Raw genomic sequence first — 12740 nt, forward strand, 5'->3', positions numbered from 1 at the left:
CGGGTTCTAACCCGCCTTACCACTCACGACCGCCGCGGCAGACCTAGTCCTCGTAGGTGAGGTTCTTGCCGTTCGACGGGTCGAACAGCTTGATCTTGTCCGCGTCGTACCAGACTTCGAGGTCCGCGTTCTCCGTCGCCGACGACTCCGCCGACAGCCGGGCCACGATCTGGGACTCCGCGCCCGGGACGTCGGACGAACCGCTGTCCGCGGCCAGTTCCGCCAGTTCCTCGGACGTCGCCGTCTCGCCCTCGACCGTGAAGTGGGCGAACTTCTCCGAACCCATCGACTCGAGCACGTCGATGTGCGCGGTGAACGTCCCCCCGCTGCCCTTGTCGGCGACCAGCGCCGCGTCCTCGAAGTGCTCCGGCCGGATGCCGACGATGACCTCGCGGGGCGCGTTCGCCCGCTCCACCAGCTGCCGGACGCGGTCGGTCAGCGGCGTCGTGCCCAGGGCACTGCGCAGCTCGTTGTTCTCCAGCGTCGCCGGGACGAAGTTCATCGACGGCGAGCCGATGAAACCGGCCACGAACAGGTTCGCCGGGTTGTCGTAGAGGAACTGCGGCGAGCCGATCTGCTGCACGTACCCGGCCCGCAGCACCACGACCCGGTCGCCCAGGGTCATCGCCTCGGTCTGGTCGTGCGTCACGTACAGCGTCGTCGTGCCGAGCTGCTTCTGGATCTTCGACACCGACGTGCGCATCTGGCCGCGGAGCTTGGCGTCCAGGTTGGACAGCGGCTCGTCCATCAGGAACGCCTTCGGGCTCCGGACGATCGCCCGGCCCATCGCGACGCGCTGCCGCTGGCCACCGGAGAGGTTGGCCGGCTTGCGGTCCAGGTGCCCGGTCAGGTCGAGGATCTTCGCCGCCTCTTCGACCTTCGCCCTCACCGTCTTGTCGTCCACCTTGGCCAGCCGCAGCGGGAAGGCCATGTTCTCGCGGACGCTCATGTGCGGGTAGAGCGCGTAGGACTGGAACACCATCGCGATGTCCCGGTCCTTCGGGGCCTTCTCGTTGACGCGCTGGCCGTCGATCCGCAGCTCGCCGGAGGAGATGTCCTCCAGGCCGGCCACCATGTTCAGCGTCGTCGACTTGCCGCAGCCGGACGGGCCGACCAGGATGATGAACTCGCCGTCGGCGATGGTCATGTCCACTTCGGACACGGCGAGGGCGCCGTCGGGGTACTTCTTCGACACCTTGTCGAGCACGATCTCTGCCATAGCGCTACCCCTTCACCGCACCGGAGGTCAGCCCCGCCACGATGCGACGCTGGAAGAACAACACGAACACAATGATCGGGATGGTGATCACGACCGCGGCCGCGCACACCTGCCCGGTCGGGTCCTCGAACTGCGAGGACCCGGTGAAGAACGACAGCGCCGCCGGCACCGTGCGCGACGCCGTGGTCGACGTCAGCGAGATGGCGAACAGGAAGTCGTTCCAGCAGAAGATGAACACCAGGATCGCCGTGGTGAACACGCCCGGCGCGGCCAGCGGCGCGATCACCCGGCGGAACGCCTGGGCCGGTGTGGCGCCGTCCATCTTCGCCGCCTTTTCCAGCTCCCACGGGATTTCCCGGAAGAACGCCGACAGCGTGTAAATCGACAGCGGCAGCGCGAACGTGATGTAGGGCAGGATCAGCCCCGGCCACGTGTCGAACAGCCCGATGTTCCGCTCGATGTTGAACAGCGGCGTCACCAGCGACACCTGCGGGAACATCGCGATCAGCAGCGACAGCCCGACGAGGACCTGCTTGCCGGGGAAGTCGAGCCGGGCCACCGCGTACGCGGCCATCGTGCCCAGCACCACCGCGATCACGGTCGAGATGATCGCGATGCCGATCGAGTTCACCAGCGCCAGCAGGAACTCCGACGTCTGGAAGATGTCCGCGTAGTTCTGCCAGGTCCACGACTGCGGGATGAACGCCCCGTCGGTGATCGTGTCCTTGGTCTTGAACGACAGCGAAACCACCCAGAGCACCGGCACCAGCGCGAACACCAGCACGAGGATGTCGACCAGGCCCCACCTGACCTTGCGGCCCGTCGTGACGGTTCCGATCGCCATCAGCGCTTACCCCCGTTGTCCGAACCCGGTGCGGCCGTGCCGAACACCTTGATGAAGATGAAGGCGATGATCGCCACCGTGAGGAAGATCAGCACCGCCATCGTCGACCCGATGCCCAGGTTGAGGCCCTTCACCAGGTTGTCGTAGGTCTGCATGGACACCGACCCGGTGTCCTGCGCGCCGTTGGTGAGCACGTAGATGTTGTCGAAGATGCGGAACGCGTCGAGCGTGCGGAACAGCAGCGCCACCAGGATCGCCGGCTTCATCACCGGCAGCATCACCTTCGTGAACCGCTGCCACGCGGTCGCGCCGTCCATCGCCGCGGCCTTGAGCAGGTCGTCCGGCACCAGCGCCAGGCCCGCCATCAGCAGCAGCGCCATGAACGGCGTGGTCTTCCACACCTCGGCGCCGATGATGATGAACAGCGACGGCCACTGCTCGGTGAGCGGGGCCGCGTCGGTGGCGAGGAAGTTCGCCAGGTAGCCGGTCTTCGGCGTCCACGCGTAGTACCACGAGAACGCCGCGACGACCGTGACGATGCCGTACGGGATCAGCGCGACGGTGCGGACCAGGCCGCGGCCGACGAGCGTCCGGTGCATGATCAGCGCCAGCGCCATGCCGAGCACGAACTCGATGGCCACCGACACGACGGTCAGGAACATCGTCGTCCCGAACGCCGTCCACCAGTACGAACTGGACAGCACGGCACCGTAGTTCTCGAAGCCGATGAACTCCTGCTGCGCCGGGAAGCGCAGGTCGTACCGCTGCAGCGACAGCCAGAACGAGTACAGGATCGGGTAGCCGGTGACCGCGATCATCACGATGAACGCGGGCGCGCACAGCCACAGCCCGAGCCGCCGCTCGGCCTTCTTCCCCTCGGACAGGGCGGGTTTGCCCTTCTTGTGCGACGTCGTCTCGCCGGCGACGGTCGCCCCGGCGGTCTCGGCCGGGGTCGAGTCCTGGACGGTCACGGGATCACTCCCTTCGACTGGAGCGCGTCACCGAGCTGCTCGCGCAGCTTGGCCGCGGTGGCCTGCGGGTCGATGTCCGACGGCGGCGAAAGGATCTTCGAGATGACCGTCGAGGCGTTCTGGTACGCCGGGGTCAGCGGGCGCACCGCGGCGGTCTTCAGCGCGGCGAGGATGGCGTCGCGCATCGGGTACTGGATCGCCATGTTCGGGTTGTCGGCCGAAGCCGGCTTGCCCGGGTCGAGCGGAACGTCGTTGTGGTACACGGATTCGATGCTCGGCGGCACGCCGTCGTTGATCGCCGAGATCTTCTGGCTTTCCGGGCTGCGCAGGCACAGCGCCGCCTCGAAGGCCTCCGGCTTGTGCTGCGAGTACGTGCTCACCGCCAGGTCGAACCCGCCGATGGTGGTCCGGGCGGGCATGCCGGCCTGGGCCTCGGGGTAGACCGCCCACTTGAAGTGCGGGAGGTCGGCCTTCTTGTCCTTGGCGTAGGCGGCGTAGACGTAGGGCCAGTTGAGCTGGAACGCGGCCTGCCCGCGCTGGAACGCCTGCCGGATGTCGTCTTCCTTCTGGTTGCTCAGCGACGGGTCGGTGAGCCCGGAGGTCGAGACCTTCTTGAGCAGCTCCAGGGCCTTCACCGCGCCGTCGTCCATCACGACGGACTTGCCGTCGTCGGACAGGATGTGCCCGCCCATCGACGCGACCAGCGTGTTGTAGAAGACGACCAGGCCTTCGTACTGCGCGCCGGTGAAGACGATCTGGTAGGGCTTGCCCTGGCCCTTGAGCTGCTGGGCCTCCTGCATCATCTCGTCCCAGGTGGCCGGCGGCTTCGGCGTCAGCCGGTCGTCGTACCACAGCAGCTGGACGTTGGTGTTCTTCGTGGCCGCGTACAGCTTCCCGTTGTGGGTCGCCGTGTCGAGCGGCCCCTGCAGGACGCCCTGCGACGCCTCCGCCTTGTTCTGGCCGGTCCACTCCTCGGCCCAGCCGGCCTCGGCGAACTCCGAGACCCAGGTGACGTCGAGGCCCAGGATGTCCATGGCGGTGTCACCCGCCGCCAGCCGGCGCGCCATCTGCAGCCGCTGGTCGTCCGCCCCGCGGGGCAGCTTGTTGTAGACGATTTCGTACTTGCCGGCCGCCTTCTGGTTGCAGCCGTCGACCACTTTCTGGAAGTTGTCCTCGGGCGACATGTAGATGTTGATCTTCAGCCCGGAACTCGTCCCGCACCCGGCGAGCATGCCGGTCACCAATGCCCCTGCCCCCAGCAGGACGGCGGTGCGGCCGGGCGACCGTCCTCGTTTGCCCGCGCCGATCCTCTTCCCCATAAGGCCTCCTCACCCGCGTGCACGCCGGTTACCGCGGTACCCGGTGGCACCGCGACGCGATGAGGCGAAACCGCGCCAGCACCCCGACGTGCTAGTGCTCGGGCCGCCGCGCTGCGGGGCGAGGCCGCCCGACTGGTGTCGGCCAACTTATGCCGGGCGATCACACCCCGCAAGCAGTATCGGTAACGATCCAGCGGATCGCGCGCCGAAACGTGATTCTTCGCAGGTGGAACTGGGGTTTTTCAGGGGTTCGCGGAGGGCGGTTTAAGGGCCAGCTTGGCGAGCAGTTCCCGGCCCCGTTCGGCCGAGCGCGGCTGACACAGGACGTCGTAGCGGCCGGCGACGAGCTGGCTCGCCGAGGAGAAGTCCCGGCGGCCCCGCGACATGCTGTACCCGATCGCGGCGAACATCAGCCCGGACAGCACGCCGAGCACCAGCCCGGTGAGCACCTGCAGCGCGAAGCCCTGGTTGACGAACAACCCGAGCAGCAGCCCGGCGAACAGGCCGAACCAGGCCCCGGACACCGCGCCGGTGCCGAGCACCCGGCCCCAGCTGAGCTTGCCGATCACGCGCTCGACGAGCATCAGGTCGACCCCGACGATCGTGACGTCGCCGACGGCGAACTCGCTGTCGGCGAGGAAGTCGACCGCCTTCTGCGCTTCGCCGTAGGTCGCGTACGACCCGATCGGCCAGCCGGTCGGCGGGGTCGGCAGCCGCGGCAGGCCACCGGGCGCCCGCCCCCCGCCAAAGGGACTACTCACCATCATCACCTGCGCACTCGTTGTCCGGGCGTCCATCTTGTCAAGAACGCCCGGACCGTGCGAGCCGCTTACCCCGAAAGGCCGGGCGGTCAATTGTCGACAGAGCGACAAACGTCCGTCAGGACCGCGATTTGTACTCCCGCAGCAGGCCGCGGCTGATGATCGTCTTCTGGATCTCGCTGGTGCCCTCGCCGATGAGCAGGAACGGCGCCTCGCGCATCAGCCGCTCGATCTCGTACTCCTTGGAGTACCCGTAACCGCCGTGGATGCGGAACGCGTCCTGCGTGACCTCCGCGCAGTATTCGGAGGCGATCAGCTTCGCCATCCCGGCCTCGACGTCGTTGCGCGCGCCGGAGTCCTTGAGGCGGGCCGCGTTCACCATCATCAGGTGCGCCGCCTCGACCTTGGTCGCCATCTCGGCCAGCTTGAACGCCACGGCCTGGTGCTCGGCGATCGCCTTGCCGAACGTCTTGCGCTGCTGGGCGTACTCCACCGCGAGCTCGAACGCCCGGATCGCGATGCCGCACGCGCGCGCGGCGACGTTCACGCGGCCGACCTCGACACCGTCCATCATGTACGCGAAGCCCTTGCCCGGCGCTTCGCCGAGGACCATGTCGGCGCCGATCTCGTAGCCGTCGAAGACCGCCTCGGTCGTGTCGACGCCCTTGTAGCCCATCTTGTCGATCTTGCCGGGGATGGTCAGCCCGGGCGCCACCTCGCCGAAGCCCTCGGGCTTCTCGACCAGGAACGTCGTCAGGTTCTGGTGGGGCTTCTCCGCGCCTTCGTCGGTCTTCACCAGCAGCGCGATGAGGTTGGACGACCCGCCGTTCGTCAGCCACATCTTCGAGCCGTCGATGACGTAGCCGTCGTCGGTCTTCTTCGCCTTGGTCTTGATCGCGGCGACGTCCGACCCGAGGTCGGGCTCCGACATGGAGAAGGAGCCGCGGACCTCGCCGGTGGCCATCCGCGGCAGGAAGTGCCGTTTCTGCGCCTCGGTGCCGTGGCGGGAGATCATGTGCGCCACGATGAAGTGGGTGTTGATCACGCCGGACACGCTCATCCAGCCGCGCGCGATCTCCTCGACGACCAGCGCGTAGGTCAGCAGCGACTCGCCGAGCCCGCCGTACTCCTCCGGGATGGTGATCCCGAACAGGCCCATCTCCTTCATGCCCGCGACGATGTCGGCGGGGTAGGTGTCGGCGTGCTCGAGCTCCTGGGCGTGCGGGATGACCTCCTTGTCCACGAACTGGCGGACGGTGGCGAGGATCTCCGACTGCACGTCGGTCAGGCCGGCGGTCTGGGCGAGACGGGCCATCACGGCTCCCTTTCCGGAGTACGACGCCGCTCCCGGCGCTGGGTTACCGGTGAGTATGACTCCAAAGCCGCAACGCTGCTATGAGGGCGCTCACGCTCAGCGGGTCCGGCACCGTAAAGTGCGGCGGGGAGGGGAGAGATCATGACTTACCCGCAGGATCCGAACAACCCGTACGGCCAGCAGCCACCCTCGGGCGGCTACCAGCAGCCCGGGTACGGCCAGCCCGGCTACGGCCAGCAGTACCCGAGCGGCGGCTACCCGCAGTACCCGCCGGGCCCGGGCTACCCCGGGATGCCGGGGCAGCCGCGGGAGGGCTCGGGGCTGGCGGTGGGCGCGCTGATCTGCTCGATCCTCGGCATCTTCCTGTGCTTCCTGATCACCATCGCGGGCATCGTCATGGGCCACATCGCCCACGGCAAGGCCAAGCGCGGCGAAGCGGACGGCCAGGGCGTGGCGATGGCGGCGATCATCGTGGGGTACGTGGGGATCGCGCTCAACATCGCGCTCGTGGCCCTCGGGTTCGCCCTCGGCTTCCTCGACTCCTGGAGCTGACCGGGCCGCCGGGGCGCCCCCCGTTTTCGACTCTACCGGCGACCACCGACAATTCCGCCGCGCCGCCGGCCTCCCACCCGCACCGAGGGGATCCGTCATGACCGACCCGACCGGGGACAAGGACCGCCCGGCCGCCGACCCGACCGCGGCGTCCTACGACCCGCCGGCCCCGGCGGACCCGGCGCCGTACCAGCCGGAGAACTACGACCCGCCGTCGCCCGACGCCACGATCGCCGCGGCGACGCCGGACGACACCACGCCCGAGGCCCCGGCCGCACCCGAGGCGGCCACCGCGGCCGACGTCCCGGCAACCGACGCTCCCGCGGCCGCCGCCGACACCACCGTCGCCGCGGAGCAGCCGACCTGGGACACGACCGTCGCCGCGCAGCAGCCCGGCCAGTTGCCGCCCGGGGCGTACGAGACGCCGGCGGCCTACATCCCCGGCACGCCGTTCGCGCCCCCGGGGCAGCCGGCCTACCAGCAGCCGTACCCGCCGGGCTACGGGCAGCCGTACGCGTCGCCGGCACCGTACGGCCAGCCCGCGCCGTACGGGCAGCCGTACGCAGCGCCGCGCACGCAGGACAACGCGCTGGCCATCGGCGCGCTCGTGTGCTCGATCCTCGGCTTCTGCTCCGGTGTCACCGCGATCGCCGGGCTGATCATGGGCCACATCGCGCTGAGCAAGACCAACCGCGGCGAGGCCGGCGGCCGCGGGCTGGCCACGGCCGCCGTCATCGTCGGCTACGTCGTGATCGCGCTGTGGGTCGGCTTCTTCACCACCCTGATCATCCTGGGCACGAACGGCTACCTGAACTAGTCCGCCGGCAGCACCGCGTCGCCGGGGCTGCGCGGCGACGGTGTCGCGTGGCCGTTCACCTCCGGCTTCGCTTCGGTGAGCTCGGGCTCGGGCTCGGGCTCGGCCTTCGGAGCCGGGGCCGGGGCCGCCTTCGGTGTCTGCGCGTCGAGGAACCTCAGCAGCTCCACCGGGAACGGCAGCACCAGCGTCGAGTTCTTCTCCGACGACACCTGCACCACGGTCTCCAGCAGCCGCAGCTGCAGCGCCGAGGGGGTGTCGGCCATCGTCGCCGCGGCCTGCGCGAGCTTGTGCGACGCCTGCAGCTCACCGTCGGCGGAGATGACGCGCGCGCGCCGTTCCCGCTCCGCCTCGGCCTGCCGCGACATCGAGCGCTTCATCGCCTCCGGCAGCGCGACGTCCTTGATCTCGACGCGGTCGATGTGGATGCCCCAGTCCAGCGCCGGGCTGTCGATCATCAGCTCCAGGCCTTCGTTGAGGCGCTCGCGGTTCGACAGCAGGTCGTCGAGCTCGCTCTTGCCGATGATCGAGCGCAGCGACGTCTGCGCGACCTGGCCGACCGCCGACCGGTAGTCCTGCACGTTGACCGCCGCGACGACCGGGTCGATGACCTTGAAGTAGACGACCGCGTCCACCCGGACCGTGACGTTGTCGCGGGTGATGCCGTCCTGGGCCGGGATCGGCATGGTCACGATCTGCATGTTGACCTTCTGGAGCCGGTCCGCGAACGGCACGAGCACCGCCAGCCCGGGTTCGCGGACGCGGGACCGCACCCGCCCGAACCGGTAGATCAGCCCGCGTTCGTACTGCTTCACCACGCGCACGCTCGACGCGAGCCAGACCCCGCCCGCGAGGACGACGGCGCTGAGAATCTCCACCACCATGGCAGCTCCCGGGGTTGCGTTTCCCCTTGAAAGCCCAGCGTACGCCCGCCCGGCAGCTGACGAAATGCGCTGGACGCGGCTGCCAGGCTGGAGCCGTGACCGACCTTCGCATCCCCCCGCTGTTCGCCGCCCGCGCACCGAAGGTGCTCGGGCCGGAGGCGGTCCCCTGGCTCGCTGCCCTGCCGGAGCTCGCCGCGGAGTACGCCCGGAAGTGGAGCCTGACGTTCGAGGGCGAGGCGATGCACGGCTACGTCGGCGTGGTGCAGCCCGCGCGCCTGCCCGACGGCACGCCGGTGGTGCTGAAGCTGGGCTGGCGCGACGAGGAGTCCGCCGACGAGCCGCTCGCACTGTCCACATGGGCCGGCCGGGGTGCGGTGCTGCTGCTGGAATCCGCGCCGGACGACGGCGTCCTGCTCCTCGAACGGCTCGACGCCGGGCGCACCCTCGACGACCTCCCGCTGCGCTCGGCGATCCCGCTCATCGGCGGCCTGGCGCAGCGTTTGGCCGTCCCGGCGCCGGCGTCGATGCGGCGGCGGCTGCGGGCCGAGGCGGCGCGGCTGGCCGAGGAACTCCCCCGCCGCTGGGCCGAACTCGGCGAACCGTTCGAGAAGCGGCTGGTCGAAGACGCCGTCGCGATCTGCCGCGAACTCGGGCCGTCGGCGGGTGACTCGCTGGTGAACGAGGACCTGCACTTCGAGAACGTCCTGGCCGGCACCCGCGAGCCGTGGCTCGTCATCGACCCGAAGCCGCTGGCCGGTGACCTCGAGTGGGGGGTCATCCCGCTGTTCTGGAACCGGTTCACCGAGTCCACACTGGACGAACGGTTCGCGCTGATCGTCGCTTCGCACGAGCTGGATGCTTCGCAAGCGCGGGCCTGGACGCTCGTGCGGGCAGTGCAGAACTGGATCTGGATGATCGAAGAGTTCGCGGAGACGGGCGAAGACAGCGACGACCCGGCCTTCGTCACAGTGGCGGAAATCGCTCCATGGGCGGCCAGCCGATAGTGTCAGCGGCATGGCCGGGGTCAACAGGGTTTTCGCAGCTCAGCTGTCCGGGTTGCCGGTATTCGGCCCCGACGGCGAGTCGATCGGCCGGGTCCGCGACCTGGTGGCCGGGCTGCGCCTGGACGCGCAACCGCCGCGGATCCTCGGCCTGGTCGTCGAGCTGAGCACCCGGCGCCGCGTCTTCGTCCCGATGCTGCGGGTCACCTCGATCGAGCCGTCCGCGGTGACGCTCGCCACCGGCTCGGTCAACATGCGCCAGTTCACCCAGCGCCCCAACGAGGTGCTGGTGCTCGGCCAGCTGCTCGACGCGCACGCGACGCTGGCCGGGTCGGACACGCGGATCACCGTCGTCGACGCCGGGATGGAACCGACCCGCACCCGGGACTGGGTGCTCGCCAAGCTGGCCATCCGCGAGCGGCGGGTCGGACTGGGCCGCCGCCGCGCCGCGATGCAGGTGCTGCCCTGGTCGGAGGTGGCCGGGCTGGGCCTGGCCGACCTGGGCGCCCAGCCCCAGGGCGCGGGCCAGCTGCTGATGCTGTTCGACACGATGCGGCCGGCGGACATCGCCGCCACCGTGCGCGACCTGCCGCTCAAGCGCCGGCACGAAGTCGCCGACGCGATGGACGACGAGCGCCTCGCCGACGTCATCGAGGAGCTGCCGGACGACGATCAGAAGGAGCTGCTGGCCTACCTGGCCGAGGAGCGCGCGGCCGACGTCCTGGAGGCGATGAACCCCGACGACGCGGCCGACCTGCTGGCCGAGCTGGCCCCGGCCGACCAGAGCCGGCTGCTGGAGCTGATGGAGCCGGAGGAGTCGGCGCCGGTCAAGCGGCTGCTGGAGTACTCGTCGGACACCGCGGGCGGCCTGATGACGCCCGAGCCGGTGGTGCTGACCCCGGACACGACGATCGCCGAGGCGCTGGCCCACATCCGCAACGCCGAACTGCCGCCGGCGCTGGCCAGCATGGTGTTCGTCTGCCGCCCGCCGACCGCGACGCCGACCGGGCGCTACGTCGGCGTCGTCCACTTCCAGCGGCTCCTGCGGGAGCCGCCGGCCGAGCTGGTGGCCAGTGCCGTGGACACCGGGCTGCCGCCGCTGAAACCGGGCGCGTCGCTGGCCGAGGTCACCCGCTACTTCGCGGCCTACAACCTGACCTGCGGGCCGGTCGTCGACACCGAGGACCACCTGATCGGCGCGGTGACCGTCGACGACGTCCTCGACCACCTGCTGCCCGAGGACTGGCGGGAGACCGGGCTGCACGACACCTTGGAGGAAGACCGTGCCTGAGCTGACTTCGGGACGGCGGCTCGACCAGCCCCGCGGCCAGAACCGGTTCAGGCTGAACATCGACCCGGATTCGTTCGGGCGGTTCACCGAGCGGATCGCCCGGTTCCTGGGCACCGGGAAGTACCTGTTCTGGCAGACGCTGATCGTCGTGGTGTGGATCGTGCTGAACATCACGGCGGTTTCGCTGCAGTGGGACCCGTACCCGTTCATCCTGCTCAACCTGGCCTTTTCCACCCAGGCGGCGTACGCGGCGCCGTTGATCCTGCTGGCGCAGAACCGCCAGGACGACCGCGACCGCGTCTCCCTGGAGGAAGACCGCAACCGCGCGGCCCAGACGAAGGCGGACACGGAATACCTGGCCAGGGAGCTGGCGGCGCTGCGGCTGGCGATCGGCGAAGTGGCGACGCGCGACTACCTCCGCACCGAGCTGGACCGGCTCCGCGAGGACCTGTCCATCCAGCCCAGGAAGTCCCGCACTCCTACCGGCTCGTAACATGGACGGGGTGACCAGTACGCAGCAGCTCCCCAGCGTCGACGACGTCCGCAGCGCGCTGAAGAGCGTGCAAGATCCCGAGATCCGGAAACCCATCACGGACCTGGGCATGGTCAAGGACGTGGCGGTGGCGCCGGACGGCGTGGTCACGGTCGGCATCTACCTCACGGTGGCCGGCTGCCCGCTGAAGGCGACGCTGACCAACGACACGCGCGAGGCCGTGTCGAAGCTGCCGGGCGTCGTCGACGTGCGGGTCGAGCTGGACGTGATGAGCGACGAGCAGCGCACGGAGCTGCGCAAGTCCCTGCGCGGCGACGTGGCCGAGCCGGTGATCCCGTTCGCACAGCCGGGCTCGATGACCCGGGTGTACTGCGTGGCGTCGGGCAAGGGCGGCGTGGGCAAGTCGTCGGTGACGGTCAACCTGGCGGCGGCGATGGCCGCGCGCGGGCTGTCGGTGGGTGTCGTGGACGCGGACATCTACGGCCACTCGATCCCCCGCATGCTGGGCGCCCGCGAGAAGCCGACCAAGGTCGACACGATGATCATGCCGCCGCAGTCCCACGGCGTGAAGGTGATCTCGATCGGCATGTTCACCCCGGGCAACACCCCGGTGGTCTGGCGCGGCCCGATGCTCCACCGGGCGCTGCAGCAGTTCCTGGCGGACGTGTTCTGGGGCGATCTGGACATCCTGCTGCTGGACCTGCCCCCGGGCACGGGCGACATCGCGATTTCGGTGGCCCAGCTGATCCCCAACGCGGAGATCCTGGTGGTGACGACACCGCAGCAGGCGGCGGCCGAGGTGGCGGAGCGCGCGGGTGCGATCGCGCTGCAGACGCGTCAGCGCGTGGCGGGGGTCATCGAGAACATGTCGTGGCTGGAGCAGCCGGACGGTTCTCGCCTCGAGCTGTTCGGCTCCGGCGGCGGCGAGACGGTGGCTTCCTCGCTGTCCAAGTCGATCGGGTCCGAGGTGCCGCTGCTGGGCCAGGTCCCGATGGACCCGCGGGTGGTCACCCAGGGGGACGCGGGCACGCCGATCGTGCTGTCGGAGCCGGAGGCCCCGGCTTCGGTGGTGTTGAGCGATGTGGCGAAGAAGCTGTCGGTCCGGGCGCGCGGGCTGGCGGGGATGATGCTGAACGTGACCCCGGCGGGCCGCTAGCCCCGAGCGCCCCAATGTGGCGTTGGGTGCGTTGAACGCACCCAATGTGGCGTTCGGTGCGTTGAACGCACCCAATGTGGCGTTCGGTGCGTTGAACGCACCCAATGTGGCGTTCGGTGC

The 12740-nt window shown here is 69.6% G+C and carries 13 protein-coding genes; 6 read left to right on the plus strand and 7 right to left on the minus strand.

What is annotated here, in order from left to right:
• Positions 1 to 43: 43 nt before the first annotated feature.
• The 6 genes from ACWEVN_RS40660 to ACWEVN_RS40685 all read right to left on the minus strand — a co-directional run bounded on the left by ACWEVN_RS40660 (position 44) and on the right by ACWEVN_RS40685 (position 6429).
• Positions 44 to 1219: an ABC transporter ATP-binding protein gene (locus ACWEVN_RS40660; RefSeq protein WP_449687922.1), complete on the minus strand. Its 1176-nt coding sequence runs from the start codon at positions 1217 to 1219 to the stop codon at positions 44 to 46.
• 4 nt (positions 1220 to 1223) lie between these two features.
• Positions 1224 to 2063, minus strand: a complete 840-nt coding sequence (locus tag ACWEVN_RS40665) for a carbohydrate ABC transporter permease (protein WP_310970805.1) — start codon at positions 2061 to 2063, stop codon at positions 1224 to 1226.
• Positions 2063 to 3034, minus strand: coding sequence for a carbohydrate ABC transporter permease (locus ACWEVN_RS40670; RefSeq protein ID WP_449687923.1), 972 nt, complete (start codon positions 3032 to 3034; stop codon positions 2063 to 2065). Before ACWEVN_RS40670 ends, ACWEVN_RS40665 begins: the two co-directional genes overlap by 1 nt.
• Complete coding sequence (locus ACWEVN_RS40675) at positions 3031 to 4353, minus strand: ABC transporter substrate-binding protein (protein ID WP_452054846.1); 1323 nt, start codon at positions 4351 to 4353, stop codon at positions 3031 to 3033. The genes ACWEVN_RS40670 and ACWEVN_RS40675 overlap by 4 nt, the downstream gene beginning before the upstream one ends.
• 242 nt (positions 4354 to 4595) lie before the next feature.
• Positions 4596 to 5120, minus strand: coding sequence for a general stress protein (locus tag ACWEVN_RS40680; RefSeq protein ID WP_043784321.1), 525 nt, complete (start codon positions 5118 to 5120; stop codon positions 4596 to 4598).
• Between the two features lie 112 nt (positions 5121 to 5232).
• Positions 5233 to 6429, minus strand: a complete 1197-nt coding sequence (locus ACWEVN_RS40685; RefSeq protein ID WP_452054847.1) for an acyl-CoA dehydrogenase family protein — start codon at positions 6427 to 6429, stop codon at positions 5233 to 5235.
• Positions 6430 to 6570: 141 nt separating this feature from the next.
• On the opposite strand from ACWEVN_RS40685, the gene ACWEVN_RS40690 reads away from it, so the two are divergent.
• The gene (locus ACWEVN_RS40690; protein WP_449687926.1) at positions 6571 to 6981 is read left to right on the plus strand and encodes a DUF4190 domain-containing protein; all 411 of its coding nucleotides are present in this window, start codon (positions 6571 to 6573) and stop codon (positions 6979 to 6981) included.
• A gap of 97 nt (positions 6982 to 7078) precedes the next feature.
• Positions 7079 to 7798, plus strand: coding sequence for a DUF4190 domain-containing protein (locus ACWEVN_RS40695; RefSeq protein WP_452054848.1), 720 nt, complete (start codon positions 7079 to 7081; stop codon positions 7796 to 7798).
• On the opposite strand, the gene ACWEVN_RS40700 is transcribed toward ACWEVN_RS40695, so the two are convergent.
• Positions 7795 to 8679, minus strand: a complete 885-nt coding sequence (locus tag ACWEVN_RS40700) for a slipin family protein (RefSeq protein WP_452054849.1) — start codon at positions 8677 to 8679, stop codon at positions 7795 to 7797. The genes ACWEVN_RS40695 and ACWEVN_RS40700 overlap by 4 nt on opposite strands.
• A 95-nt stretch (positions 8680 to 8774) precedes the next feature.
• Between ACWEVN_RS40700 and ACWEVN_RS40705 the strand changes: the two genes are divergently transcribed.
• Genes ACWEVN_RS40705 through ACWEVN_RS40720 form a run of 4 tightly spaced genes read left to right on the plus strand, consistent with a single transcriptional unit; the run spans position 8775 to position 12620 of the window.
• Positions 8775 to 9683 (plus strand): aminoglycoside phosphotransferase family protein, encoded by a 909-nt coding sequence (locus ACWEVN_RS40705; RefSeq protein WP_452054850.1) that lies wholly within the window; start codon positions 8775 to 8777, stop codon positions 9681 to 9683.
• Between the two features lie 10 nt (positions 9684 to 9693).
• On the plus strand, positions 9694 to 10971 hold the full coding sequence (locus ACWEVN_RS40710) for a magnesium transporter MgtE N-terminal domain-containing protein (protein WP_449687930.1): 1278 nt from the start codon (positions 9694 to 9696) through the stop codon (positions 10969 to 10971).
• Positions 10964 to 11464: a DUF1003 domain-containing protein gene (locus tag ACWEVN_RS40715; protein WP_378195216.1), complete on the plus strand. Its 501-nt coding sequence runs from the start codon at positions 10964 to 10966 to the stop codon at positions 11462 to 11464. Before ACWEVN_RS40710 ends, ACWEVN_RS40715 begins: the two co-directional genes overlap by 8 nt.
• Positions 11465 to 11474: 10 nt before the next feature.
• The gene (locus ACWEVN_RS40720; RefSeq protein WP_452054851.1) at positions 11475 to 12620 is read left to right on the plus strand and encodes an Mrp/NBP35 family ATP-binding protein; all 1146 of its coding nucleotides are present in this window, start codon (positions 11475 to 11477) and stop codon (positions 12618 to 12620) included.
• The last annotated feature ends 120 nt before the right edge of the window (positions 12621 to 12740 follow it).

Source organism: Amycolatopsis sp. NPDC003861 (assembly GCF_053605405.1).

Excerpts from the sequence above, each read along its gene's own strand:
- ACWEVN_RS40685 (WP_452054847.1), bottom strand. The coding sequence starts at position 6,429 with ATGGCCCGTCTCGCCCAGACCGCCGGCCTGACCGACGTGCAGTCGGAG.
- ACWEVN_RS40710 (WP_449687930.1), top strand. The coding sequence starts at position 9,694 with ATGGCCGGGGTCAACAGGGTTTTCGCAGCTCAGCTGTCCGGGTTGCCG.
- ACWEVN_RS40675 (WP_452054846.1), bottom strand. The coding sequence starts at position 4,353 with ATGGGGAAGAGGATCGGCGCGGGCAAACGAGGACGGTCGCCCGGCCGC.
- ACWEVN_RS40690 (WP_449687926.1), top strand. The coding sequence starts at position 6,571 with ATGACTTACCCGCAGGATCCGAACAACCCGTACGGCCAGCAGCCACCC.
- ACWEVN_RS40695 (WP_452054848.1), top strand. The coding sequence starts at position 7,079 with ATGACCGACCCGACCGGGGACAAGGACCGCCCGGCCGCCGACCCGACC.
- ACWEVN_RS40700 (WP_452054849.1), bottom strand. The coding sequence starts at position 8,679 with ATGGTGGTGGAGATTCTCAGCGCCGTCGTCCTCGCGGGCGGGGTCTGG.
- ACWEVN_RS40660 (WP_449687922.1), bottom strand. The coding sequence starts at position 1,219 with ATGGCAGAGATCGTGCTCGACAAGGTGTCGAAGAAGTACCCCGACGGC.
- ACWEVN_RS40680 (WP_043784321.1), bottom strand. The coding sequence starts at position 5,120 with ATGATGGTGAGTAGTCCCTTTGGCGGGGGGCGGGCGCCCGGTGGCCTG.
- ACWEVN_RS40665 (WP_310970805.1), bottom strand. The coding sequence starts at position 2,063 with ATGGCGATCGGAACCGTCACGACGGGCCGCAAGGTCAGGTGGGGCCTG.